Source organism: Paenibacillus sp. FSL R5-0923, from assembly GCF_038009145.1.
Taxonomy (GTDB): Bacteria; Bacillota; Bacilli; order Paenibacillales; family Paenibacillaceae; genus Paenibacillus_AQ.
Genome location: NZ_JBBPAT010000001.1, coordinates 1,226,491 through 1,252,202, shown reverse-complemented (window position 1 = coordinate 1,252,202; position 25,712 = coordinate 1,226,491). Strand labels below are relative to the sequence as shown.

Below are 25,712 nucleotides of genomic sequence, written 5' to 3'. Positions count from 1 at the left end.
ACACAAAAAAAAGGACCTCGGGAGAATTCCCAAGATCCTTGCTAGCGCTGTCTAAATTGCTAACCATCTACTTATATGTAGGTCGGCTTAGCCGTATGATTATAATTTGATTACGTTAGCTGCTTGTGGTCCGCGTGCACCTTCAACGATATCGAACTCTACGGATTGGCCTTCATCCAAAGTTTTGAAACCATCTGTTTGAATCGCGGAAAAGTGTACGAATACGTCGCCACCGTCTGCAGTCTCGATAAAACCATAACCTTTTTCTGCGTTAAACCATTTTACTTTACCTTCCATTGATTAAACATTCCCTTCGTCATCAGATGAACGTGAGTCTTGCTCACAAATCGACTATACCACCGTAACTTCTTCATTGTCAATTGGAAAAGTAAATGTTTACATGCAATAATTTACCACGTAAAATAGGACGTTTAATTTACCATAATCAAGAAATAGTTGCGGCGTAAGGATCAAAAAAAGAGCAGACGGTATTTAATACCCGTCTACTCCTATAGTGAAACACAGAATAAGTTATTTTCTGCGATCCATTAGAAAGCTATCTGGAGTGTAAGCAGCCTCGTAGGCGCTGCGCTGTACCTTGGCCTGATTACGCTTCTGCAACCAGTCCTGGGCTTCCAATCGAAGGGCGTTCATTCTGTCTAAGATCACATTGTCATACTCCAAAATTCGATTAATTTCTTGTTTTTGTGCGGGCGTCGACTTACAAATTCCGGCTTGTTCTGCAATAGAGTCGACAAGTTCCTGACGATCCTCGACAAAAAGCTCCAGTTCTTCATAGGTAGTCTCATCGAGTCTGTACGTGATACCTAAGGTCAGTTCCTTCAGGCTCTGAATTAACTCATCCATGAGCACTTTCAGCCTGTCCCTGGCCTGCAGCGATTTTGGATGCTTGTAGCCAAGTTTCCCGAAGTTCTGTAAGGTACCCGATAGCCTCTTCCGCTTTTTCTGGGCTTTTGCGGATGTTGGCATCAATTAATAGATGATTTGTATATTCGTAAAGTGAATAAAGATTATTAGAGATTTCATAGGAGTAGTCCAATGTACTCATTAACTCACTAACTATAGATTGTGCTTTACCAAAATTAAGACTTGTCTTCTCATAGTCCTGTTTACTGAGTCCATCCATTGCTGTTCTCACGAAGCGAATAGCTCCATCGTACAACATAATTACTAGTTGTGCAGGTGTTGAGGTTTGAACAGAAGACTGACGGTATTTCTCATACGGAGATGTAATCAATAATCTCACCCTCTATTTTATAAATTTCTTAGCTGGATGTGGGGAAAAGACTGGAAGACTGCGCCTGTAATTTATTCATTGCCGTTTCCATTGCTGAGAACTGCTTGTAATAGCGTGTTTCAGCATTATTTAGCATGGTTAACATATCGCTTATACGAGTGTTATAATTTTTGAGCTTCTTACCCATAACACTTTCTTCTTTGAAGGTACTGGTTAGATCAGTAGAGTACTTGTTAGTACCTACCCTCGAGACTAGTGCATCCAGTGTGTTATTGACTTTACTAGCTAACTTGTCAAATACCCCTGTAGTGGAGGCGCTGGCTGGTCCCTGGAGTAGATCCATAACCCCTTGAGCATCGTTGGCAAGAGCCTTTTTCAAAGCAGTCTCATCTAACTTCAGTTTTCCTCCCTCAAAGTAAGATCCGGTAGTCACCCCGATAGAACTCAAGGCACCGATCTGGTTAGAAATAACCCCACGCAAAGAGGATACCGCTTCTCTTAATATATCATCGTTTTTCAAAAGTCCGCTTTTGGCTTTTTCTGTCCAAGTCGTGATATCTGCCTCTTTCATTGCTGACTTTTGCTCATCAGACAATGGTGCAAAATCGCGGTACTTCTCTTCAGATATTTTATCGTTCAACAATTTCAACAAACTGTTGTAATCTTCAACAAATCCTTTTATTGCATCTACAGCTTTTTGAGGGTCTGATTGAGTTTTGATTGTAATAGGCTTATCCGTTCCTGTTGATGGATTCACCTCAGGATCGGTCTGGGTGGATGTTGTAGCCAATAATGTCAGTTGGACCCCGTTAATCAAGAAATTATTACTATCTTTTTTTATCATCGTATCATTAACAAATACAATAGCATCCATGCCTGGTTTAACATCTTTACCAGTGTATTGTTTAATGCCTTTAAAAGCCTCAAATAAATTATTACTACCATCAACTGATTCAATAGATAAGGCACCTTTACTTCCAAAAGTCTTAGATGAAATAATCAGCTTCCCAGTGACTTCATCAAAACTCGCGATAGCATTAGCTTTAGTGTTACCATTAATCGTTGCAATAACAGTAGAAATCTCTGTCGCTCCTGTAAAAGAAAAAGTTTGCTCATTGATCTTCAAACTATATTTCTCTGCCTTATCAGCATCCGTAATCTCAACATTTGAACCGTTGATTTTTGCCTTAGCTAGTGAAGAAGCTGTAGTTAAACCAGAACCTGCACCATTTGATTCAATTGTAGCCTTGGTAGCCAGCTGAGTAATACTTACTTTCATATCAATTCCGTTAGCAGTTGCTGTAGCTTCAGCGGTTAACGCTTCCGTATTACCGCTTGTAACAGCCTTATTGGCATTCATAGCTGAGTTAACGCCATATTTATCAGTAAGTTTATTTGTACGAAAATCAACCAACTTACTATTAATTTCGCGATAACTGTCTCTAGTCCAGTTAAGGATCTGTTTCTGTTGATTAAGCTTATCTAAGGGGACACGCTTAGCGGTCATCATACTCTTTACCATGCTATCGATATCCATCCCTGAAAATCCATTTACACGTGTAACCAAAACAGCACCTCCTACTCCTAAATTTTCTCGTCTACAAGTATTCCGGCAATTTCCATCATCTTAGCTACGAGATCCAGAGTTTTCTCTGGGGGTACTTCGCGAATGAGTTCACCGGTATCCTTATTAAGCACCTTGACCATAATATCATGCGTCTTCTCGTGGATGCTGATCTGCAGCGTAGTCTGGGGTCCCTGTAGAGATTTCACCGCCCGTTCAATGGTACGAATGAGCTGTTCTTCAGCAACAGACACATTTACCCCCTGCTTCTCTCTCAAACTCATATCCTTAGCATTTCGGATAGGCGTTTCTTGATTTATGGATGACACCGATGCAGTACTGGACTTTGCTTCAGATACACCCTGTACACTTGTTACGGAACTAGCAGGACTAGCAGAACTAGCAGAACTAGCAGAAAGAGAAAACTGTACATTCATAAAGCCCGACCTCCACCAACGCTCATTTTATACTCTTTATATCGGTTAGATTCAGGGATAATTTAGGACTTAAGAAAGATAAACTTGAAAAAATCCCGGGAATTCCGAAGTTTTATTAATAATCACAAATATTCAAAAAAAAAGAACCTTGGAAAAAATCCAAGGTTCTTTTTGTAAAGCTATAATTGTTAATTTTTAAATTAACGAAGCAATTGAAGAACGCCTTGTGGTTGTTGGTTAGCTTGAGCCAACATAGCTTGAGCAGCTTGAGCAAGGATGTTGTTCTTAGTTTGTGACATCATTTCTTTTGCCATGTCTACGTCACGGATACGAGATTCAGCAGCAGTCAAGTTCTCGGAAGAAGTTCCCAAGTTATTGATTGTATGTTCCAGACGGTTTTGGTTTGCACCTAATTTCGCACGTTCGCCGGAAACTTTATCAATAGCTGATTGGATCTTTGTAATTGCATTTGCTGCATCCTCATGAGTTGTTACATCAAGAGCCTGTTCAGTAGTTGTATTGTTTGTACCATCAGTTACAGCAAGTTTATCAGTCGTACCTGCAGTAGTAATACCCAACGCGGATGCTCTCATGTCAGCAACATCAAGAGTCAAGCTTTGGTTTTGGTTTGCACCAATCTGGAACTTCATACTCTTAGCATCGTCAGCTACTACTGCAGCTTTTGCTGCTACACCTTTTGTTACTGTTTCAAGTAGGGTACCGCCACCAATAGTTGGAGTATGATCTGCTTCTGCACCTGCTTTTTGGGTTATGATCAGTTTGCCAGCATCCCCACCTGTACCCGCAGTAACAGTGTACTTAGCACCCAGCGTTGCATCTGCATTAATTGATGTAATCAGCCCAGCAAGATCAGCAGATCCAGCAGCAATGGTTGTACCATCGATTGTGAATGCTGCTGTCGGATCTACTACGCCCGCTTTAAATACACCCGCTACTGCGTCTACCTTGGCAGAACCAGCTCCGTTTTTATCGCCATTCAATAGTTTTTGAGTATTGAACTCAGTGGTGTTACCGATACGGTTGATTTCAGAAGTTAGTGAGTTAATCTCTTTCTGAATTTCTCCACGGTCAGTTTCTGTGTTAGTACCGTTTGCCGATTGGTTTGCAAGTTCACGCATACGTTGCAGGATGCTGTGTGTCTCATTCAATGCACCCTCAGCTGTTTGAATCAAAGAGATGCCATCTTGAGCGTTACGGGAAGCTTGGTCAAGACCACGAATTTGCCCACGCATTTTTTCGGAGATCGCGAGACCAGCAGCGTCATCGCCAGCACGGTTGATTCTCATGCCAGAAGACAGTTTCTCGATGTTTTTGCTAGTGTTAGCAGTGTTAATGGATAATTGACGATGAGTATTTAAGGCTGTTACGTTGTGATTGATAATCATTAGATATTTCCTCCCTGAAATTGAGTTAGTTCCACATCCATGTGGTAAACGCCGAACCATTAAGGTCGGCCGCCCTGCCGGATCAGCGTCTACTACATATATCGACGGTATGTATCCAAGTGTTTAGAGCAAATTGAAGTTTTTTTGAAATTCCTTGAATAAATCTCTTAAATCAAATAAAAAACCTGAGTCTGCATTCGTGCAGTCCCAGATTCTGAATTCAGTATATACGTTATAACCATTAATCGTTATTATTCACTTTGCGAAGTTGATGGATCAGTGCCTTCAGATCAGACTGCTGTGGAGCAACGGATTCGCGGTTAGATTCTTGTATAGAAAGATATACTTCTTTGCGAAAAATATCGACATGCTTCGGTGCAGAAATACCAACCTTTACCGTATCACCTTCCACACTTAAGATCGTCAGCTCTATCTGATCTTGGATGACGATGGACTCCCCTTTTTTTCGAGAAAGCACAAGCATATCATCCACCATCCTTTCCATCGATAACCGACTGCACCTGCAGCAAGCTATGCTTTGTATGATAAGGTGCTTTATGAAGAACGATCTGTTTAGCTAAACGAGCTGTAGGATTCAATACAATAGGAGCCAGAAGATTAATTGTCGAATGTTCGGTTTGTTCCTTCAGCGTGATAATACAACGAACGACAGTCCCATCATTTATGCTTAATTCTTCAGCTTCATCATCCGGCAACTCAAACTCATAGGACAGATAAAAAACAAATGGATCTCCTAACAGAAAGGATAGACCCCTGTTTCTAACAGATTGTAGATAGCAAAAAGGCGTCTCCTCCATCGCAATCAAAGCAAAATCGGTTTCTTCATCAAAGCCAGGTAGTCCTTTCGGAAAATGATATATTTGCATTTCATCTACTTCCAGTTTGCCCCAAGATAGTGTTTCTATAATCAAGTTATTCACTCCTCAAAAGTTTCGCTTCGCAAAACTAACATCTTATGAAAATCCCACCACATTATATATAGCACAAAAGCTATAGAGGCGCTTTCTGGCACATCTATAGCTTAAAAAGCTACGTTTGAACATTCAATTCTGGTGGAATAAACTGAATAGAAGCATATTGCTGCATATATATATTTAACTTTCCACGGGTATATTCAATTTCTGGATTACGTCTTTCCACCTGAATGTTCACTCTCGCGGCTCGAAAATCAATTAGTGGGGCTCTCGTTTCGATGTGAATGTCCACATTGTCGTATGATGCTGGGCCTCGAATCTCAGGAAAAGAATTTGGTTCGGTATCCATACCGTAAACTTCTGCAATTGTATTACCAGGTCTAAAAAACTGAGCCATCCGATTCCCTTGCTCGACCTTTCTGGCAATTCCCTGAAGATATAACTGTTGAATGCCGGAATAAATCCGTTTATTCATATCCAGCATTTTCCCACCGTTATAAGCCTCCCAAGCACGGGATTGATCAATAGTAAGCTCCGGTCTAGTAGATTGAACAGTTAATTCACCTGCAGTAGTCGTTATATTAACCTCAGCTTTAGGCTGAGTGATCGAATAAGTGCCCGGATCAGCATCAATACCAATCACAGCAGGCGTCTGACGGATTTGCAATATCGGTTGTAGCAACGAGAACCACCTCCGTTATCTGATAAAGTCTACGAGAGTTGTGGAAATAATCTTTGCACCCACAGACAAGGATGCATTATAGATATTCTCTTGAATCTTAGAGTTCATAATCAAACCTTCATAATCGGCATCTTCAGTCTTAGCCTGTAAGTCCGTTAAGTTAATATTCAAATCACTAAGCCGATCCTGCATTAATTCTACACGGTTGGTTTTGGCCCCTATTTCAGAGCGTGCCGTCAGAATTTTTTCCATCCTTGTATCAATTAAACCAAGTTGTGCCGATATTCCTTTGGAATCACCCGATTTCAAGGCAACTGATAATTGATTAATGATTGCAAACAAATTATCCGCATCCCCAGTGTTACCGAATACGTCATTACCAGTCGTACTAATAGGCATACGCACATCTTCACCTACAATAAACTGAATCTGCCCGGTATCTGTTGTAATCGGCTTAGATACATCATATGTACCATCTGCACCTTTAGCGAACTCATAAGGTTTCGTGTTGTACTGCTCACCATTAAAAATGTATTTACCATTCAACGTACTATTTGCAATATCCACAAGTTGGTCTTTTAACTGCATCACTTCGGCATTAATACTGTCCAGTGCTGACTGTGGATTAGTCCCTGTCGCAGCTTGTACAGACAGTTCACGAATCTTCTGAACAACATCTCCAGCTTGTCCTAGGACTGTATCATTATAATCAAGCCATGAAAGAGCGCTATCTACATTCTTAGTATATTGCTCGTTAGAAGAAAGCTCCGCACGATAGCGCAGGGAATACGTAATCCCTACCGGATCATCGGAAGGCTTGTTGATTTTTTGTCCGCTTGCAAGCTGTAATTGTGTGTCGTTCATTGTACGTGCATTGCGGTTTAGGTTAAGCAAAAGCTGTGAATTCATCATGTTAGAGGTTACTCTCAACATACGCTATATCTCCTTTTATCTGCCGACTGTGCCGGTGGAATTAATCAATTTGTCGAGCAGTTCATCAAAAGTAGTCATAAAACGCGCAGCGGCACTATAAGCATGCTGGAATACGAGCATATTCGACATTTCTTCATCCAGTGAAACGCCACTGACTGATTGACGACGGGAGTTAACCTGCTCTACCAGATAATCTGAGTTGTCTGTTTGACGCGCAGCCTCCTGCGATTGAATACCCAATTGGCCAACCATAGAACCTAGAAGCCCACCCACAGTATTGCTAACTTTACCGTCTGGCGTAGTGAATTTACTATCCTTCAGGTTTGTCAGCAAGAGCGCCAGGGTGTTATTTCCTTTAACGACCTGTGTGTTGCCAGCTGCATCAACAGTTGTACGTAGTGAAGTTGCGAATAAGCTAACATCTGCAGCAATTTCCGGATTCAACTTGATCGTTCCAGCGTCACCAGAGGTTACGAAGAAATCACGACCAGAGCTTCCATCCATCGCATAACCTAACTTGTGAAGTCCGTTCAGGCCTTTAACAATGGTTTTAGCGTCCTCATACATCGTTGCTCCCTTAGGCACTGCCTGACCAGCGGCCAAAGTAACTACGGTGCCATCCGCTTGCGTAATCTTAGCATCATTAGTCAACATCGTACCCTCAGGAAGATTAGAACCTGCCGGTATTGTAATTTCAACGTCACCTGTAGCAATCGTACTAGCCATATCGTTGAGTTGTTTCTTGTAGTCGGTAACATAAGTGTTTTTGGAGAAAATCATTCCGTAGGCCTCGCCGCCCTTCAAAGTTCCAGCGGCATAAGCATTATTAAGAAATGCACTATCTACGGTTGCAGTAACTTCTCCACCCTCTACCAGTGGCTGTCCACCCAGTGAAACGTTATAACCAGCTTCCGTCTCTACAACGGTAATATTAGCAATCTTGGATAGCTTGTCTGCCATCAGATCGCGTTGATCGCGTAAATCATTCGCCTGATCGCCCATACCTTCGATCTTATAGATCGATTTATTCAGATCTGCGATAGCGGTCAGGTAGCCCTGAGCCTCTTTTGCTTTAACGTCAATATTAGTAGCTAGATCCCGATCGAGATTATCTAATTGCGTGCTCATATAATTCATGGCATCGGTCAGAGATTGTGCAGTTTGCACTACAATCTTACGAGCAGTAGGATCTTCAGGGTTCTTACTAAGGTCAGACCATGATTTCCAGAAGTTATCTAGAACGGTACGAATACCTGTATCCGATGGTTCGTTAACAATCGCTTCTAGTTTAGAGAGGGTATCTGCTTGAAGTTTCCAGTTACCAAATGCAGAATTCTCACCACGGTACTGATCATCCAGAAACATTTCCCGAATCCGATCGATAGATGAGAATTCCACCCCTGTACCCATTTGACCAGGAACGGTAGATTTATTAAATCCGTACGCTTCAATAGGTAAAGCAGCCTTCATATTTACACGTTGACGAGTATAACCCTCGGTATTCGCATTTGCGATATTGTGTCCAGTCGTATTAAGAGCTGCGGTCTGAGTAAAAAGGCTGCGTCTCGCCGTCTCTATCGAGTGAAATGTGGATGTCATGCTGCTTACTCCTCCTTATGTTCTGCTCTGACAGAACACTTCATCAGTACAATTCTAGCCTCGTGCATCAAAAATCCCCGACCGATTTACGCCATTGCCCTTATCGGACGGACGATGATAAGTGATATCCTGATTCGGTCTTCCGACCAGCAGATCCAAAGAATAATCTATAAAAGTAAGCGACTGCTCTATCAGCTTCTGATTTAGCTCATTTGCTTCTTTCAAGCGGTGCAAAGTGCCAGAAAGCTTCTGCTGAATATGCAGCAGTCGTGCCTTGTCTTCAGGGTCAAATATAAGTCTGGACAGCTCAGTTAGGTTCAGGTTCAGGTTGGAACGAATACCTACGCCTTGTAGAACGGTATACGCTGCCGCGATTCGCTGTTCCTCGAGCTGTCCAATCAGTTTCATTAGCTTGGACTCACGGTTCAGGATGTCGATTAAGGCATCCACCTTGTTGTCCATAATCGTCTGTTTTTTCTCAGCGGCCAGCTCCAGCATTTGATTATGCACTTCGTCCAGCCGCTCCAATAGTTCTATTAATGTCGTCAATGCCATGGATGGTTTCACCTAATTCTCGGAGGATTGCTTAAAGTAAGGGGCGAGTTTCTCTGCTAGCTTAGCTGCATCTACTTGATAGGTACCTGCGGAGACCTGTTGCTTCAAACTGTCGATCTTAAGTGCACGTTCAGCATCATTACCAGAATTCTGTGCTTGCAAGAGCTGAATTGCTTCATCAGAGATCGAAACCTCATCCTTGCGTGAACTTTTCTTCATTTGTTCCTGCCTTTGCGCTTCCGCGCTGCGTTGATACGGATTCATCGCGTTAATTCGTCCGGTCTCGTTAATTTTCATAACTTCACCTTCCTTCTAATATAAAAAAGCCGATAATCTTTACTAAGTTTATCGGCGTAGACTGAAACATACTTTATAGCTGCAAACGTTTTTTTGCAGATTTTATAGGCCACGCAGCTTATCTATGGCACGATATGCGCCGTCTGTTGTCTTTTTGGTAGTATCCTCAGCAGCATTTTCCTTGGCGGCATTGGTGAGATCCTTTCTAAGCCGAGTACGGCAGCTATCACACATATGCCCATCACGAATCAGTGTTCCACACACCTCGCAGGGATACATCATATTAGGAGCATTTGCTATAGATATCCGGCCCTCTCGAATAAAGCGGGTGATCTCCTTAATCGAAATTCCCGTAGCATCGGACAGCTCTTGAATGTTGGTTCCTTTGTTTTCCCGCAAATATTCCACGCAGATCTCATATTCATGCTCCAGCTCTTTGATGCAGGGCTGGCACAAACCCATAAGATTCTTAACAAACAACCGGCCGCACCTTGGACAATTGTCTAGATTCATAACAAGCAGCCGCTCCTCTCCGTACATTCTGTACAACGCATAATATTCTTATGCTCCTAGATTACATGATTGCAGGGAATTCGTCTATGGGACAGAAGAAACGCTACTAGGTGTATGTTTGTCTTCAAAAAGTGAATGGAGGTGTTCACAATCATGCATTTTGTTCCCACTTAAGAACGTGCCCAAGTTAAGCTATACACCTCTACCGCATAACCATAATCTGAACCCACTTGTTGTATGATCTCAGCGCACGCACGAATGGTACTGCCCGTCGTATAAATATCATCAACAATAATAATCCGAACAGGACGATTTAGAGGTACCTCCCTATTAAACCAATCCGCAAATTGTGTTGTTACTGCCGGATTTTCTGCAAAAGCGTGTTTCATATCCGCCAGTCGTTCCGCTCGGCTCTTAAAGCTCTGTTTTCCCGTATGGTGTGTACGGATCAGCAGCGGAAGCTGTGGAATCTTCCTACATCTAGATAGTACATCAGCCAATCTTTCCGCTTGATTAAATCCTCGCTCCATAAGCCGAGAATCACTGACAGGCACTGGCACTAACAAATCAGCAGACCAAGAACGATGTATGATGGATGATTTTCGGGATAAAAGAGCGCTCTGCTTCTCTTTTTTTAGGGTTAGATAGGCTCTATCCAGCATGAGGCCAAGTAAAGGGGCATACCGTTCATTCCCGCGATATTTATACTGACCCAACCATTCTCGCATAACACTAGTGTAAGCCACTGCACTTCGATTACAAATAATCGGTGATGGTTCACTACTGCGGGTACAGTCAGGACAGCCCACATGCCGACCACATTTCAAGCAGCGCGGAGAACGTATCCAAGGAATGGATTCTATGCAATTCCTGCAAACTCCAGGAAATTCCGAGGATCCAAGGTTACGCTTGCCGCAGGTTAAGCATGGAGTTATAGAGGGGGACAAGAGTGCCTGAACTTTGGTTAACCATGAGAACAGAGCACTCATTTCAGCGTCTCCTTGCTAATATAGCCTTTTCGGCGAGCAATGACATTCATAGTACGGATCTGTGAGATCGCTCCACGCTGGGATCGAGTCCACTGAAGAGAGGCAAATACAACCCGCCCTGCAGGATCATCCTTAGATCGCCCGGCACGCCCCGCCATCTGAACCAATGAGGCTTCGTCAAAAAGATCGCTGTCCGCATCCAAAATAAAAACATCGCTACGAGGCACTGTAACTCCCCGTTCCAGAATCGTAGTCGTTACTAATAGGGAGATGGCACGGTTGCGGAAAGCTGTTACCTTATCTGACCGGAAGGGATCTTTGGAGGAGGTACCCTCGATAACTACGCCGGGAAAGCTCCGACGAAGCAGAACCAGTAATCCTTCAATATGTGCAATACGCGACACAAAACAAAAGATTTGCGCCTCGCGCTCGAGCGACCTACGAAGCGTATGTATGATCGATCTAGGTAAGTTCCCACGCTTTAGGCATGTTTGAACAGATGTCATAGACAGATGCTGCGGCACAGGCAAAGGATGACCATGGAAGCGGACAGGTACTCTGGCATGTGGAAGTCTGCCTGACCGGACCAACCGCTGCATTTCTTGTGGTGGAGTGGCTGATAAGTAGATAAAAGAGCCATCTACCTTACAGGCTCGTTCTGCGGCATAAGCCAACATAGGATCATTGTGGTAGGGGTACGCGTCCAGCTCGTCTATGATAACGAGATCAAAGCCTCGATGGAAGCGCAGCAGCTGATGGGTGGTCGCGAGCGTTAAGCGACCACTCACCCAGCGTTCTGCGCTGCCGCCGTAAAGCACGGCGAGAGTCTCCGCCGGGAAAGCTTTGGCGAGCCGCGGAGCGAGCTCAAGTACGACATCGCGTCGCGGCGTCGCTACGAGCGCCCGCCCACCGGCGGCAAGCACGGCCTCTAGGAGCGGGAAGATCATTTCTGTCTTCCCGGCTCCCGTTACCGCCCAGAGCAGGAACCGCTCTGGGCACGAATTGGCGGAGCGCTCACGCCGCTCCGCCAAAAAAACCAGCGCAGCGCCAGCGGCTCCCGCCTGCGCTGGGCTGAGTCCCCACCGGCCTGCGGCCGCGGTGGGGTCAAGGGCGGCCGTGCACCGCACGGCCGGAAGCGCTGCGCTGCGCAGCAGCAGCGCACAAGCCCGGCTGCGCCCAAGTGCGAGGCAGGCCTCGCAATAGGCGCAGCCCATAAGGCCGCACGCGGCGCATGCCGTGCGGCCGCTGGGAGCGCTGCCGCAACGCAGGCAGCGCGAAACCGCGCGGCGGGCGACAGCGCCGTGCCATAATACGTGCGGCAGCCTAGCCGCCGCACGCGCCAGAGCGCCAGCGCCCGCAGGGAGCTGGCGGGCCCACGCCCCATGCGCAGCCGGGGCGTGACTACCAACGGCAGCTGTCAGTTGCAGCCGCCCCTGCAGATGCGCCAGTTGTACCGCCTGACGCCAACGACCGGTCAGCTCTGGAAAGCCCTCTGCCAGCAGCGCTTCTATTTCCGGCTGAAGTAAAGAGCGGCCGGCCACCGCATGTACGAATTGTTCTACCTCCGATTCAAGCAAAGCATAATCGAGGTCATTTCCTCTGCATTCATTGTTCTTTCTAGACTGTTCTATAAATCGCCCACTTATTTCAGAAGCCTGCCATAGCGATACCCCATCACTAAGGCACTCTTCCTTTCCCATTCCTCCTGCTTCCCTTTCCTCCTTCAACTCAGGCTCAAGAACACTGCTTACGTATTGACCCCACTCCTTAGCCCCCCAGTTCCTCATTCCGTGCCTTTGTTTAAAATAATCGCGGAGCTTCACCGCCCACCCCAGCGGCAGTACAGGAGATAATAAGACCAGTTTGTCCACCGTTACTAAGCCTCTGCCTTGACGCTCCGGTCCAGCGCCAGACCACCACCATCTATCTACTGTAAGATCTAAAGAAATCCAAATACTCCAGATCCCTCTACATTCCAAGGCATACACAGCCGCTCGCATAAAATCCGCCTCCTTAACTTTCACCATAAATCACTCTCCCCCACAACACTCCCCTTACAGCCAAACGCAAAAAGCACACTCCTCCATTTCTTGGAGAGTGTGCTTCACCCGTTACTCACATATTCACTTAAAATCTGTCGCGCTTTGATTCGCATCCCCTACTTCCTGCCATCCCCATAAAAGGCAACGAAACAGACTGCCCTGACAACCGCAAGTCTACCACAATCCCTTGTTGCTGCAACTCTTCTTCACTCACCTGAAAAGTGTACATAGATGTTGCAAGATCGATAGAGCAGCCACTATCAGCCAGCCTGGAAACAATTCCAAGGGTTCCATCGCTCGAGCCATCATCCATGAACGTTACTCGAAATCGTTTTCCGGTTAAAAATGCTTGAAATGTCAGCGCCCGAATGTACCATTCCACAACAGATGCATGATTGCGAGTAATCAAAATATAATGAATCCATTTCACGGACTGCGGTGTCTGCCGCACCTTCTGCCGATTATGCAGCATATGAATAATCACTGCAGCGGATACATAAACAGCCGCAATCCATATCAACTGGGCTACCATGGAGATGCACCTCCTCTGTATACCAACACTATATGCCGGCTTTAAAAGGTCGGTGACTGCCCAGAGTTCCTATCAAGCATAAACGCCTTCGGCGTCCTTGCAAGGACGGTAAGCGTTTAAGCGAGAAATATAAGACATGAAGTATGGAGTGAAACTTATACTTTCTTATATTTTAAAGGAACAAGCTGTGCTCTCCTTGAATTCATTCCTATATGTACCGTAAATCTGTAAATATTCTTATAAGGTTACCCAACCATATTTGATCGAGTTAATTACAGCTTGCGTACGATCATCAACTTCCATTTTTTGCAAAATACTGCTAACATGGTTTTTGACCGTTTTTTCACTAATAAACAAATACTCACCGATCATTTTGTTACTCTTACCTTCCGCCATTAGGCGCAAAACTTCCGCTTCACGACGTGTTAGAGGATTGTTGTCACCGGCCACAAACTTAACACCGGCTTCCTTCACTACCGTATCAGCAGCTACTCCAGTCTCATTAAGGTAAGTCATGCGCCGCAATTGATTAATTAGCTTTCCGGTAACCTTTGGATGAATAAAAGCGTGTCCCTCACAGACCGAACGGATTGCATTAATAAGGGATTCGGCCTCCATATCCTTCAATAAGTAACCATTGGCGCCCTTACGAAGGGTTTCAAACACATAACTCTCATCATCATGAATCGATAAAATAATTACCTTAACCTCCGGGAACATTTCCCGCAGTTTTTGAGTGGCCTCCACGCCATTCTCAATAGGCATATTAATATCCATCAGTACGATGTCTGGTTTAGTTCCGTTACAGAACTCTAATACCTGGATACCGTCACCACATTCACCGATGACTTCGATATCCTCCTCCATATTCAAAATACGTTTCAGCCCTTCACGAAAAAGCTGATGATCATCCGCCAAAAGAACTTTAATGGGCGTTTTAGTAGAGTTTAAGTTCTCCATCACATTACTCCTTCCCTTTCTCCACGTTCGTCGGAATGTGGATCACGATTGTTGTCCCCTGATTCTCGGCTGATATGATTTCCATTCTGCCTTCAAGCAGCTCTACACGTTCCCGCATACCTACTAGCCCGAAGCTTTCACGATTGCCCTGCGGATTTTTTAATTTCTGCACATTAAAACCTAATCCATTATCCTTAATCACAATCTTAATTAACTGCGCTTGGTAAGTAATCTCTACCAATACAAAACTCGGATAGGCATGTTTAGCTGCATTAGACAAAGCTTCCTGGACCAATCGGTATACTGCTGCCTCCATGGCTGAAGATAGTCGATGTTCCTGACCTCTGGTTTCCAAGGTCGTCCTCAGCTTCGTCTTCTCCTCAAAATCATGCACATATTTCCGCAAAGTCGGAATTAATCCCAAATCATCGAGAGCCATCGGTCGTAAATTAAAGATGACCTTACGCATTTCTTCCAGGCTGTATCGAACCTGTCCTTTCAAATCTATTACTTCGTCCTGCACCAACCCAAATTCCTGCTTTACCAGCATTCTTTCTACAATTTCCGTCCTAAGGACTAGATTCGCCAGCATTTGAGCAGGACCATCATGAATTTCCCGGGCAATTCTCTTCCGTTCTTCCTCTTGAGCCAGGATTATCTTGAGTCCTATCATCTGTCTGTTCTTCGCAGATTCGACAATTCTCGTCACCTGACCTAGTTCTCCCGACAAATATTCGAGCACTACGCTCATTTGCGAACCAATTGACTCTGCGCGCTCTACAGAATTTTCGACACTGCGCACTCGCATTTGTAATTCATCACGTCTTGATCGAAGATAGACCTCTCGCTCACGCGTCATCATGAGTTCGAGCTGTAGCTCCGTAGCCTTCTCATAGGCAATACGGATATCCTTCTCCGAGTAGCGGACAAAGTCCCGGCTGACCTCTGTCAGCCGGATTCTGGAGCGATGATACTGCAGCTCCAGCTTGTCTACTTTTTTCAATGTCTCATCCGTTTCGTCCATGACCCGCTGCAGTTCTTTGTTGAGTGCAGCAAGTTCATCACGCGCAACCTGCAATATTTCAAAAATCTGATACTTGCTGCTCTCCATCACGTCGATGGTATTTTTAATGACGCGATCAATCGCATCGGCTTGAAATTCCACGGATGCTTGCCCCTTTTCTATCGAATCGTTTTAAAGGTTTTCCTTTATATTAACATATCACGATTCGATAGTTACGGTCTTCGTTTTCTGTTCCCATTTTACAGTTAATCCTAGCTGTTCAGAAACTAGTCTTAACGGTACTAAAGTCCTACCTTGTAAAATGATTGGTGCTACTTCAGCACTTTGACGTTTGCCGTTCAGCAGATATTCTTTTTTATTTACGGTAAGATCCAGTGCCTTGGCTCCGCGTAATACCATGATCTTCTTATTCACCTGATCCCAAGTAGCGCTGCCTCCGAAAGCATCAAGGACATACCGAATTGGCACATAAGTACTACCGTCTTTTACAATTGGAGCTACATCAATAGCTTTCTTTGTTCCGTTTACGGTCATTGCTTTTGAACCAATGCTCATGGAAGCCGTACCTTTCGGTAAGCCTGCATCACTAGAAAGCGATGGCATTGTAAACTTGATATTATCAACGGCAACTGTACCCGTCTTCGCCCGTTCATCTTGGCCTTCCTCTACGTTGACAACATAGAGTCTCTTCAGCGTTGCTGGGAATTTAATGCCTGAGCCTGACAAGTCAATGTTAATGTTCTTCCAACCATTCCAATCGATGATCTTCGCAAGATCCACATAAGCTGTAGCTCCACTGTTGTCTACAAATTCAGCACGCAGCCAATTCAAGCTCATATCGCCCATCACATCAACCGACATCGAAGTTGCAAGCGCTGGAACTGTTTTGCCGCTTGTACCATTAAGCTGAGCATAAGCATACATTTTGCCGCTGCCAGCCGTCATATCATAACTGAGTGACAGCACCTTGGAGCCTACTCTTTCAGCCGTTCCATCCACTATCGTTGCAGTACCCTGTACCGCTGGAACATTGGTAGTAAAGTCGATTGGATAGCTTACCTTCTCGAAATCTTCCCATGTTGTAGCTGCTGTTGTTGATAATACAACCACTGCACTAAATCCATCATAACGGGCAATAGCATAACCTGTAGTAACCCCTGCATCAACGGCGTTTACAGTAAGCTTGCCATCTTTCACGGCTCCCTTAAAGCCTACAAACTCCCACTTCAGTGCTGAATCCGGAACATTGATAGTTGTTCCACTCTTCGTTGCCGCTGTAACAGGGACAGACACAGTAGTTCCGGCTGTCAGTGGCGCTGTAGCTGCACCTACACTCATACTGGATAGATCATTACCACCCAGAACTGTAACAGTTGTAGAGGCGCTTGCAGAACCGCTTTTAGCCGTTAAGGTAACGGTACCTGGCTTCACTGCCGTTACTTCACCTGCACTTACCGTTGCGCTTCCGCCGCTTGATACCCATGTAGGATTACCTGCTGCTACATCAATAGGGTTGTAGTAAGTGTCATAACCCTTTAAAGAATATGTTGCCTTTTGTCCAACCAGCAGTGCGGAACTTCCGCTAATTTTGATTCCTTTGACTTCACCTTGCGGTGCGTTAGTGTAGACACCAAGCCCGTTAACGATACTGCGTTGCTCTGTGCCATACTCTGTATTAAAAGTGAGTGTAGTAGAGGTTTCACCGAGGGGCCGGTCTACCATCGTTGTAGAGCCGCCTCCATCGAGATTAAGACCTTTCCAGACTCCAATATTGGTCATGAATGATTGCAATTCGGTTAGAGACATCCCTGAACTATTGCCATTTTTCTCAGTAGCTATGATATATACATAACGTCCGTCTTGAGAATATCCTAAAGCCGTGCGTGCACGATAGCCTCCAATGCTGTTAGTAGAACGAGAGAACGTTGCTGCTTTTCCGTTATTTACTAGAATCGTATGTCCGCCAATCATGGTTTGCAGATTCGCAGGATCTAGCGATTGCTGTGTAGTCTTAGATTTCAGAGAGTACACACTTGTTACAGGTTGTCCTACCGTCAAATGGGCAGTAACATATCGTGCGGCTAAGCCATGTGCCCGCAAAATATAAGCTCCCTTTGGTACCGCCATAGGGAGTGCAGCATTTTCTGAAATTTGAGTAACTACACCATTCTCAACAAGTACCTCTGTTGGAGTGGTGGAGCTATTTTTAGGGCGGTCCAGTGCAGTCCATACATCTGTGTAGATATACATAGCATTAGCATGACTATAAGTCGAGCTTCCGCCTTCAGGGCTATAAGCACCTTTATTGATACCGGAGATCTCAAACTGTGCGCCATCTGGCGCGGTTACCATCCCCTCGAAGCTGTACTCGTCAATAATAGGTTTGCGGTCTTTTGTCACTGCAAAGGCATACATTCCATCCAATTGTGAAGGGGTAGACACCAGTACTCCACCTGATACTTGTCCACCGATCGGAGCACCCTCTCCACCTGTATTAAAATAATCGCCATTTACTGCGGCCACGGCTCCTGTTTCCTTGGCCATCCCGCCAGTACTTTGCCGCGTAGTCAGGTTTCCGCCTTTACCAGTCATCACATCTAAAGAAACATATGGATTGTTAAGATCCACACGAATGACGTCCGCAAGCCCAGAAGCACTCGCCCCAGAACGTGTAGTAGTATATTTATATTTCATCATAATGGCGCCCGAAGTAATCACTTCTTCTCCCAGCTTACTTACTTTAAAAGGAGCTGTGGCTGCAGCTGCGATTGGTGCAGATCCCTGACCAAACAGCATCATACCTTCACTGCCAATTACCGGCATAATCCATAACACACCAGCCAATGAAGCAGCAATCCACTTTTTAGTGGAAGATAATCTTATTCCCCGTACAACCTCGTTACTCTTCTTCTCCATGAAAACTTCATTCATTTCAACGTAACTCTCCCATCTCTTTTGTACTCTTTCAGTCCATATCAAAGTCTGGAAACTGGTTCCTATTTTTCTAGTACTCTTTTAATAGACTGAAAATAAGCCAAAAAGTTGCGAAATTGAGAGATTCCAAGCTTTATAGAGTCAAAGCTGTCATAATTAGACGACAAAAAAAGCCCGGCATAATTGCCGGGCTTTACCAATTGTTTGGTTATTTATAAGAGTTGTTCACAAGAAATCAGTCTGTTTCAGCATCCGTTGTAACATCACGGCAGCTTGAGCACGGGTGGCATTGCCTTGGGGCCCGAATTCACTTACTGTCATGCCCAAAATAATCCCTGATTGTACTGCCTTTGCGACGAACTCCGCACTTTGATTCTGAATCTTTGCCTTATCCTTGAATTTTGCAAGTGTTGAGGCAGAAGTACCGCTTAGTGTAATAGGATGATTGGTATATTCCATCGCACGGATCATCATGATCGCCATCTGCTCGCGTGTTATATTATCATTCGGACGGAAGGTACCATCCGTATTCCCTGTGATAATTCCAGCTTTAGCCGCTGCACCAATGTAATCTCCAGTTTGTGTGGAAGGCTGCACATCCCGGAAACGTTGTGCGGTCTCACGGTCTCCTAGCAAACCTAGACCTCGACTGAGCATAATAGCAAACTCAGCACGGGTAATTTTTTTCTCCGGATTAAACGCACTACCGTAGCTGCTATCAATAATATTCTTTGCGTTAAGCTCAGCTACGATTGCATTACTCCAATGCTTACCCATATCCGTGAAAGCTCGGGTGGATAAGAAAGTCCCTAAAATCTGATTACCAGCGGTACGAGCACGAATAACCGTATAGTTGCCAACCGTACTGATTTTTGTAGGTAAATAAGCTGCATCGTAGTAGGAAAGGTCCAATCTGGCCGCAGATGTCTGCGCACTATTTAATGAAGAAGTAGTACGTACGGTATATTCTCCCGGTACTGTCAGTGCCTTGGCATTCGAATAATTACCGCTAACGATCGCCGTCACCCGGACATCCATAAGACTAGTAATAGTTCGCATACCCATCGTCTGTAGCTTTTGCTCAAAAGGTGTAAATGTACCTGCTGGAACTTTATCCAAGCGGAACACGAGCGAGATATTTTTACTATCCGAGATTAGGCTGCTCGCCAGCCCATTCATATCAATATCATCGAGCCCTACGCTAAATAGGTTGTCTCCATGACGAATCATGAACTTAGTATTTTTATTACGGTTCACCGCGTCTAGTAATGGTTTTAGCGGAGCAGTTACAAAAGCTGCTTGCTCCGTGGAAGGAACCTCAAAAGCCAATACATCATTATTCATCTTATACAGATATTCATAACTGGCAGCTATTCGATCTGCGTTTAAAGTATATCTTTTTACCGATTGATTATATACAGAACGGTCATCCACAATTTGCGAGGAATCGCTCTTTAATAGTGCATACTCTTTTCCAAACTCACTCGTTGCAAGTGTTCCTAGGTAGGATGGACGATTTCCAGATCCAGTGGTCACGCCAGTTAGATTCTGAACTGATAAAGCTGAGAATGAGGATAGTGTATTCCCACTCAAATCCTTAATCGTTCCGGTACCAGACATATAGGACAGGTCCACTGTTTGACCGGTCTTCACAACCGAGGATAAAGTTATTTTCAGAATATTGCCTGAGATATAGTAGGATTGCACTCCCAAACTGCTGCCATCTGCTCGAACTCCAAACTGATTCGCGTAGAGTGAACCGGATGCCTGCATATTCTTTGCAAAAGTAACTGTTAACTCGTCACCTGAAACGGTCGCTGAATTAATCTCAGGTATAGTAGTGCCGCTGTTTTCTGAGATAGATACAGGCTGCAGGTTAATATACGCCGCTCGGTTTCCATTCAAATCGCTCACCCCGGCAGAACCCGGCACATAAGATATAGTCACATTCTGATTCACCGTCAGCGCTGTCTGAAGCGTCAAAGTGACCTGAGTGCCGCTGACCGATACATTAGTTACATAATTAGGCGTGCTGCCCACTAACACAGAGAATTGGCTATTCAGTGGGAGATTGGTTGTAGATAAGCCTTCATTATAATTCAAAATGATTTTAGTGCCGCCTCCGGTTGCACTTTGAAACACTGGCGCAATCGTATCGTTACTGTTACGGATATTGAAATCAGTAAAGTCCGCAATATTTTGACCATAAGAATTCAGCAAAGGATACGAACCTGCATAGTAGGACACCCGAACGTTCTGTCCATTCGATGCTTCACTGCCCAATGTTAAATATACTGTATTGCCACTGGAACTGATCGAGTTAACCCCAAGTGAGCTTCCATCTGCAGTCACTGAGAACTGGTTATGAGCGTAATAGGAAACCGATTTTAGTGTGTCGTTAAAATTTAATACTACAGATCTCCCCGTGATTCGCCCATCTTTAGGTGTCGGCATGGAGGACTCAATAGAGTTCGTGATCTGTTTAGAGCTAAAAGTGCTCGCTGCATTTCCGCTTGGATCCTGAATCGTCCGCAGTCCGCCATTATAGCTGACCTTTACAATCTGCCCAACGGCTACTCCTGTACTCAGCACCAAGTAGGCACTGTCTCCCTGAATATAAACACTTTCAATCGCTCGATTCTCATCGTTCACCGTAACTCCAAAGCTTGAGGTTAACAGCGCTATGGATGAATTGAGAGACTCATTATATTTCAGACGAATGGTTCGATTATTCTCAAGCTGTGCTGATGTGAGCTGTGGAGCTGCTTTATCCAGAGACAAGGTCTTGAAGCTCCATGAATTTTTACCACTTAACCCGTCATATAGAACGTTAGCATCACTTGCGTCTACAAAAGCCCCTTTAGCGATATCAATGTAATAAGTTGAATCACTATCTAACGCTACAGAAGGTGTGATTATAAATTCTTTAGCTGTTGTGGTACTCCGGGTAACGTTAACCGGCACCTGAGATCCTCCGCTTTTATATAGAGCCACACCATTGGCCACTGCACCGTTATAATTCACATCCCGATTAAAAGCGATCGAAAAGGATCTGTTGTTAGCAATAGATTCACTTCGATCAGATGGATTCAAAGCACTTACGCCAAGTCCAGTCAAAGATACCGTTGTGAAGGTCCAAGTGTACGGGCCCGAGGCAGGAAATACATTTCCATCTTGATCATAAAAAGCACCCTGGGGGATCGTAACTGTATATTGTGTGCCGTTTAGCAGCGGTGAGGCTGATGACGCTGGATTCAATGTTATGGTTCTGCTGCTTCCTCCAGTAACGGCTGGGGAGTTCACATTAAGCCATCTTGTTCTAGCATCGTTAGCTGCCCCTGGGGACACCGTAATTACACCTGATGCAGGCATCATAGGACGGTCAAAAGTGAGCTGTAGCGCTCCTGTGGTAGATATACCGCCTGCACCGTTAGCCGGGGATGGAGTCATGGGAATTTCAGCTACACCTTTTGTAGAGAAACTCCATACATTGCCGCTAGAAATACCAGAGAACGTTCTATTATCAACATCCTTAAAAGCGTAGGCATCAATAAGAACATAGTAATTCCCTCCGGCTGCCAATGCTTTCTCTAGCGTTAATTTAACTGTAGTAGAGTTAGCATCAGTCAGAACGTTAACTCTAGTGTCATCATCCTTTATTCTGAACTCTTGCACTGTTGTATTATCTGCTGAGGACAGGATTCGGATAGAGCCCCCACCTTTTAACAGCTGCTTATTTAGTGTCAGACTAAGCTCCTTTAAACTCCCGGCATCTACTCTTGTATTACTAGCCGGTGAAAAGTTGCCTGCCGTGATAGCCGTATTACTCTCTGGAGCGGTGATAAATGCCCATGAAGTAAGTCCTGATTCATTACCCTCGTTATCTTTGAACAATCCTTTGGGAATTGTGACCGTGTATGCCTTATTCGGAGTCAATTGTTGGTTTGGACCTAACTTAAGCTCGTAATCTTTTGAACTACCAATTAAACCATAACTACCAATAGGAATCGTTACAAAAGGTGCACTATCACCCTGACCCGTGATGGTAATTTCTCCAGCCTGTGGGTTTACTTGACGATCAAAGCTTAATTTAAGAGATGACCCGATATTTACATAGGTTGCTCCAGGTGCTGGCGACACACTAATGCCAAATTCCGCTGCAGCATGTACTGCCGATATTCCAATTCCGATAGAAGGATACCCTGCTCCAAGTACCAGTTCTCCTGCTAGAAAAATTGCCGTCCATATTGAAATTTTTCTTTTCATGCCGTGATAGACTCCTCTCAAACCATACTAACGTCTTTATGTATATTCTTATATTTCGGTTAAAGGGCTTACAAAGTTTAGTAGTCTACTTCTCTATGATTAGAATCAATCCTAATTCTGTCCATTACATAAAAATAGCCCGCAGAGCTGACACTAAGTGCCAACTTGCGGGCTTAACGAATTATAAGAACATATAATTAACTACAATCCTGCTTGACCTCTGAGTAATTCCGCTTTATCTACGCGTTCCCAAGGAAGATCTACATCAGTCCGTCCAAAATGGCCGTATGCTGCAGTCTGTCTATAGATTGGTTTACGCAAATCAAGCATTGAGATAATACCCGCAGGGCGAAGATCAAAGTTGTTGCTGATCAGTTGAACCATCTTTTCCTCACTGATCTTACCTGTTCCGTATGTATCCACATTAATTGAGACAGGAGTAGCCACACCAATGGCATAAGCAAGCTGGATCTCACATTTATCAGCTAGACCCGCAGCAACAAGATTCTTCGCCACATAACGAGCAGCATAAGCCGCAGAACGGTCCACTTTAGTTGGATCCTTACCAGAAAATGCGCCGCCGCCGTGACGAGCATATCCGCCATACGTATCAACGATAATCTTTCGTCCAGTCAGACCAGCATCCCCTTGAGGACCACCAATTACAAATCGTCCTGTTGGGTTAATAAAATACTTAGTTTCAGCATCGAGCAGTTCCGCAGGAACAACCGGCATAATTACATGCTCTTTAATATCTGCCTGAATTTGTTCAAGAGAAATTTCTTCCGCATGCTGTGTAGATACTACGATAGCATCCACGCGTACAGGCTTCTCATCTTGATACTCGATCGTAACTTGTGTCTTCCCGTCAGGACGCAAATATTCCAAAGTTCCGTTCTTACGAACTTCAGATAAGCGACGAGCAATACGGTGAGATAAAGCGATCGGTAGCGGCATCAGTTCAGGTGTCTCATTCGTAGCAAAACCGAACATTAAGCCTTGATCACCCGCACCAATATTTGCTGTTTCTTCAGCCAATTGTGCTGGATCACGGTGCTCGAGAGCAGAGTTTACACCTTGAGCAATATCAGCTGACTGTTCATTAAGTGAGCTCAAAACTGCACAGGTATTATAATCAAAACCATATTTTGCACGTGTGTAGCCAATTTCTTTAATGGTATTGCGTACGATGGCAGGAATATCTACATACTCAGATTTGGTACTGATTTCCCCGATCACCAAAACAAGACCAGTTGCTACTGCTACTTCGCAGGCTACACGTGCATTTGGATCATTAGCTAAAAATGCATCCAATACCGCATCGGAAATCTGGTCACAGATTTTATCCGGATGCCCTTCCGTCACGGACTCAGAAGTAAACAAATGACGCCCTTTAATAGACAAGTATAACAACCTCCCTTATGGTTAGTCTGACACTGTATAAGGAGTTCCTTAATAATCACAGGCCAAATTAATAAAAAAATATAAAACAAAGAAACTCAGGGGCCTGTTCTTTTTATGAAGGATGATTGCAGTATTTCATGTTTATATTCACTAAACTCTTCAAAAAAATGAACCTTTCCCATATGGAAAAGGTCTAAGGCTTTCCTCAAAAGTCATATTATCTTATTTGGGAGGTGGTGTCAATTACTCCGAAGCCCCTCCATCACAGTATAAATATTGATTCCACAGTATTAAAAAGAAATATCAGATAGGATTAATAAGAATTCCTTCAGCCTGATATTATTAAAGAAGAGACTGTTCGGCTTGCTTAATGAGTCTCTTCGTGATTTCTCCACCAACAGAGCCATTATCTCTCGAACTAAGATGTCCAAGATACTGGCTACGGCCAGAACCACTACCTCCGATTGCTCCTAATTCAGAAGCAAACTCTGTGTCTGCTCCGCCTCCATAATGCGCTCCATATAAACCAAATTCAGCTGCAATTTCATATTGCATTTGCTTCAGCATTGCCCGGCTTTCCGGTACCACTGTACGATTGTTACGTGCCATGTTACAGCACCTCCTGTGAATTTGTAAGATTACAGGAATATTGTGCGTCCAACAGCTACTCTTCAATCGCGCCAATGATTTGTAACTTTGGAAATCAGTTTGCATGTATGATTAAGTACTTTTACGGGCATTATGAATATATATTATTACAAATTATTTTAGTGTATATCCACCACGAACCATGACAACAAGGCCAAGAGTTTGTCCTGATTGCACAGTAATACCACGACCATCACGAGGGAAAGATAATAAATGGTTAGTCGGTGCAGCTACTCCATTGGCAAGGTCTTTACCATCCGTTAAATCAGCAACACCATTTGCATCCTGAGAGTAGATAACCGCTTTACCCGCACGAACGATAAATTCAGCGCCTGCGGAAGCAATTAAGGTTTGTCCTGGTTTTACATCGACAATTACGGATTCATTACTGCTAGTAGTCGGGTTTGTTGTAGCTGTTGGAGCTGAGCTTGGACTCGGAGTAGCTGTAGCTACTGGAGCTGTACCTGTACCACCTGTAAGTGCTTTCTGAATTTGCTGATCAACATAGCTTTTGGTAACCACAGGGTCATCTGCTGTTCCAGGCTGCGAACCAACACCTGCACCTTCAGCAGTAACATTCAACAGTGATCCAGCCCATACACCACCAGCCAGTAATACAGCAGCTGTTGTTACTTTCCATACCGATTTCAATGAAGTTCCTCCTCATGAGTGGGGATAAATGCCTATAAAAAAAGAATAGCCTCCGAAGAGGCTATTCTTGCTTCGAAAGGAAG

At 44.4% G+C, this 25,712-nt stretch carries 23 protein-coding genes and 1 pseudogene; all 24 read right to left on the bottom strand.

All coding sequences use genetic code 11. The features are described 5' to 3' along the window. Positions 1-99: 99 nt before the first annotated feature. Complete coding sequence (locus MKX35_RS05530) at positions 100-297, bottom strand: cold shock domain-containing protein (RefSeq protein ID WP_019915069.1); 198 nt, start codon at positions 295-297, stop codon at positions 100-102. A gap of 234 nt (positions 298-531) precedes the next feature. Then, entirely contained in the window at positions 532-867 is a 336-nt protein-coding gene (locus MKX35_RS05525) for a flagellar protein FliT (RefSeq protein ID WP_076297898.1), read from the bottom strand. After that, positions 860-1,258, bottom strand: a complete 399-nt coding sequence (gene fliS / locus MKX35_RS05520) for a flagellar export chaperone FliS (RefSeq protein ID WP_076297899.1) — start codon at positions 1,256-1,258, stop codon at positions 860-862. The genes MKX35_RS05525 and fliS overlap by 8 nt, the downstream gene beginning before the upstream one ends. Positions 1,259-1,286: 28 nt before the next feature. Further along, positions 1,287-2,825, bottom strand: coding sequence for a flagellar filament capping protein FliD (fliD, locus tag MKX35_RS05515; RefSeq protein WP_256716177.1), 1,539 nt, complete (start codon positions 2,823-2,825; stop codon positions 1,287-1,289). Positions 2,826-2,842: 17 nt separating this feature from the next. Beyond that, positions 2,843-3,259, bottom strand: a complete 417-nt coding sequence (locus tag MKX35_RS05510; protein ID WP_076297900.1) for a flagellar protein FlaG — start codon at positions 3,257-3,259, stop codon at positions 2,843-2,845. Positions 3,260-3,459: 200 nt separating this feature from the next. Further along, on the bottom strand, positions 3,460-4,665 hold the full coding sequence (locus tag MKX35_RS05505; protein ID WP_076297901.1) for a flagellin N-terminal helical domain-containing protein: 1,206 nt from the start codon (positions 4,663-4,665) through the stop codon (positions 3,460-3,462). Positions 4,666-4,906: 241 nt separating this feature from the next. Then, positions 4,907-5,149 carry a carbon storage regulator CsrA gene (gene csrA / locus MKX35_RS05500; RefSeq protein ID WP_076297902.1) on the bottom strand — a complete coding sequence of 81 codons (243 nt, stop codon included), beginning with the start codon at positions 5,147-5,149 and terminating at the stop codon, positions 4,907-4,909. Position 5,150: 1 nt separating this feature from the next. Continuing rightward, positions 5,151-5,606, bottom strand: a complete 456-nt coding sequence (fliW, locus tag MKX35_RS05495) for a flagellar assembly protein FliW (RefSeq protein WP_341043894.1) — start codon at positions 5,604-5,606, stop codon at positions 5,151-5,153. A 109-nt stretch (positions 5,607-5,715) separates the two neighbouring features. After that, on the bottom strand, positions 5,716-6,282 hold the full coding sequence (locus MKX35_RS05490) for a DUF6470 family protein (protein WP_076297904.1): 567 nt from the start codon (positions 6,280-6,282) through the stop codon (positions 5,716-5,718). Positions 6,283-6,297: 15 nt separating this feature from the next. Continuing rightward, positions 6,298-7,215 carry a flagellar hook-associated protein FlgL gene (gene flgL, locus MKX35_RS05485; RefSeq protein ID WP_076297905.1) on the bottom strand — a complete coding sequence of 306 codons (918 nt, stop codon included), beginning with the start codon at positions 7,213-7,215 and terminating at the stop codon, positions 6,298-6,300. Positions 7,216-7,230: 15 nt separating this feature from the next. Then, a complete protein-coding gene (flgK, locus tag MKX35_RS05480; RefSeq protein ID WP_076297906.1) occupies positions 7,231-8,814 on the bottom strand; it encodes a flagellar hook-associated protein FlgK in 1,584 nt (527 codons plus the stop codon). Between the two features lie 54 nt (positions 8,815-8,868). Beyond that, on the bottom strand, positions 8,869-9,369 hold the full coding sequence (locus tag MKX35_RS05475) for a flagellar protein FlgN (protein WP_042192416.1): 501 nt from the start codon (positions 9,367-9,369) through the stop codon (positions 8,869-8,871). A 12-nt stretch (positions 9,370-9,381) separates the two neighbouring features. Beyond that, positions 9,382-9,666: a flagellar biosynthesis anti-sigma factor FlgM gene (flgM, locus tag MKX35_RS05470; RefSeq protein ID WP_076297907.1), complete on the bottom strand. Its 285-nt coding sequence runs from the start codon at positions 9,664-9,666 to the stop codon at positions 9,382-9,384. 102 nt (positions 9,667-9,768) lie between these two features. After that, positions 9,769-10,179 carry a TIGR03826 family flagellar region protein gene (locus tag MKX35_RS05465; protein WP_076298115.1) on the bottom strand — a complete coding sequence of 137 codons (411 nt, stop codon included), beginning with the start codon at positions 10,177-10,179 and terminating at the stop codon, positions 9,769-9,771. A gap of 170 nt (positions 10,180-10,349) precedes the next feature. Continuing rightward, positions 10,350-10,907, bottom strand: a complete 558-nt coding sequence (locus MKX35_RS05460) for a ComF family protein (RefSeq protein ID WP_341043891.1) — start codon at positions 10,905-10,907, stop codon at positions 10,350-10,352. Between the two features lie 257 nt (positions 10,908-11,164). After that, a pseudogene (locus MKX35_RS05455) lies at positions 11,165-12,652 on the bottom strand (DEAD/DEAH box helicase); the annotation flags it as partial. 643 nt (positions 12,653-13,295) lie between these two features. Beyond that, positions 13,296-13,742 carry a glycosyltransferase family A protein gene (locus tag MKX35_RS05450; RefSeq protein ID WP_076285666.1) on the bottom strand — a complete coding sequence of 149 codons (447 nt, stop codon included), beginning with the start codon at positions 13,740-13,742 and terminating at the stop codon, positions 13,296-13,298. Positions 13,743-13,979: 237 nt separating this feature from the next. Next, the gene (locus tag MKX35_RS05445; protein ID WP_042131342.1) at positions 13,980-14,702 is read right to left on the bottom strand and encodes a response regulator; all 723 of its coding nucleotides are present in this window, start codon (positions 14,700-14,702) and stop codon (positions 13,980-13,982) included. A gap of 4 nt (positions 14,703-14,706) precedes the next feature. Further along, positions 14,707-15,867 (bottom strand): sensor histidine kinase, encoded by a 1,161-nt coding sequence (locus MKX35_RS05440; protein ID WP_042131343.1) that lies wholly within the window; start codon positions 15,865-15,867, stop codon positions 14,707-14,709. A 57-nt stretch (positions 15,868-15,924) separates the two neighbouring features. Next, the gene (locus MKX35_RS05435) at positions 15,925-18,657 is read right to left on the bottom strand and encodes a stalk domain-containing protein (RefSeq protein ID WP_081382657.1); all 2,733 of its coding nucleotides are present in this window, start codon (positions 18,655-18,657) and stop codon (positions 15,925-15,927) included. A gap of 228 nt (positions 18,658-18,885) precedes the next feature. After that, the gene (locus MKX35_RS05430) at positions 18,886-22,926 is read right to left on the bottom strand and encodes an Ig-like domain-containing protein (RefSeq protein WP_076297909.1); all 4,041 of its coding nucleotides are present in this window, start codon (positions 22,924-22,926) and stop codon (positions 18,886-18,888) included. Between the two features lie 201 nt (positions 22,927-23,127). Beyond that, a complete protein-coding gene (gene metK, locus MKX35_RS05425; protein WP_042192431.1) occupies positions 23,128-24,330 on the bottom strand; it encodes a methionine adenosyltransferase in 1,203 nt (400 codons plus the stop codon). A gap of 342 nt (positions 24,331-24,672) precedes the next feature. Beyond that, on the bottom strand, positions 24,673-24,939 hold the full coding sequence (locus tag MKX35_RS05420) for an alpha/beta-type small acid-soluble spore protein (protein WP_076285662.1): 267 nt from the start codon (positions 24,937-24,939) through the stop codon (positions 24,673-24,675). Between the two features lie 153 nt (positions 24,940-25,092). Beyond that, entirely contained in the window at positions 25,093-25,629 is a 537-nt protein-coding gene (locus MKX35_RS05415) for a hypothetical protein (protein WP_076285661.1), read from the bottom strand. Positions 25,630-25,712 lie beyond the last annotated feature (83 nt).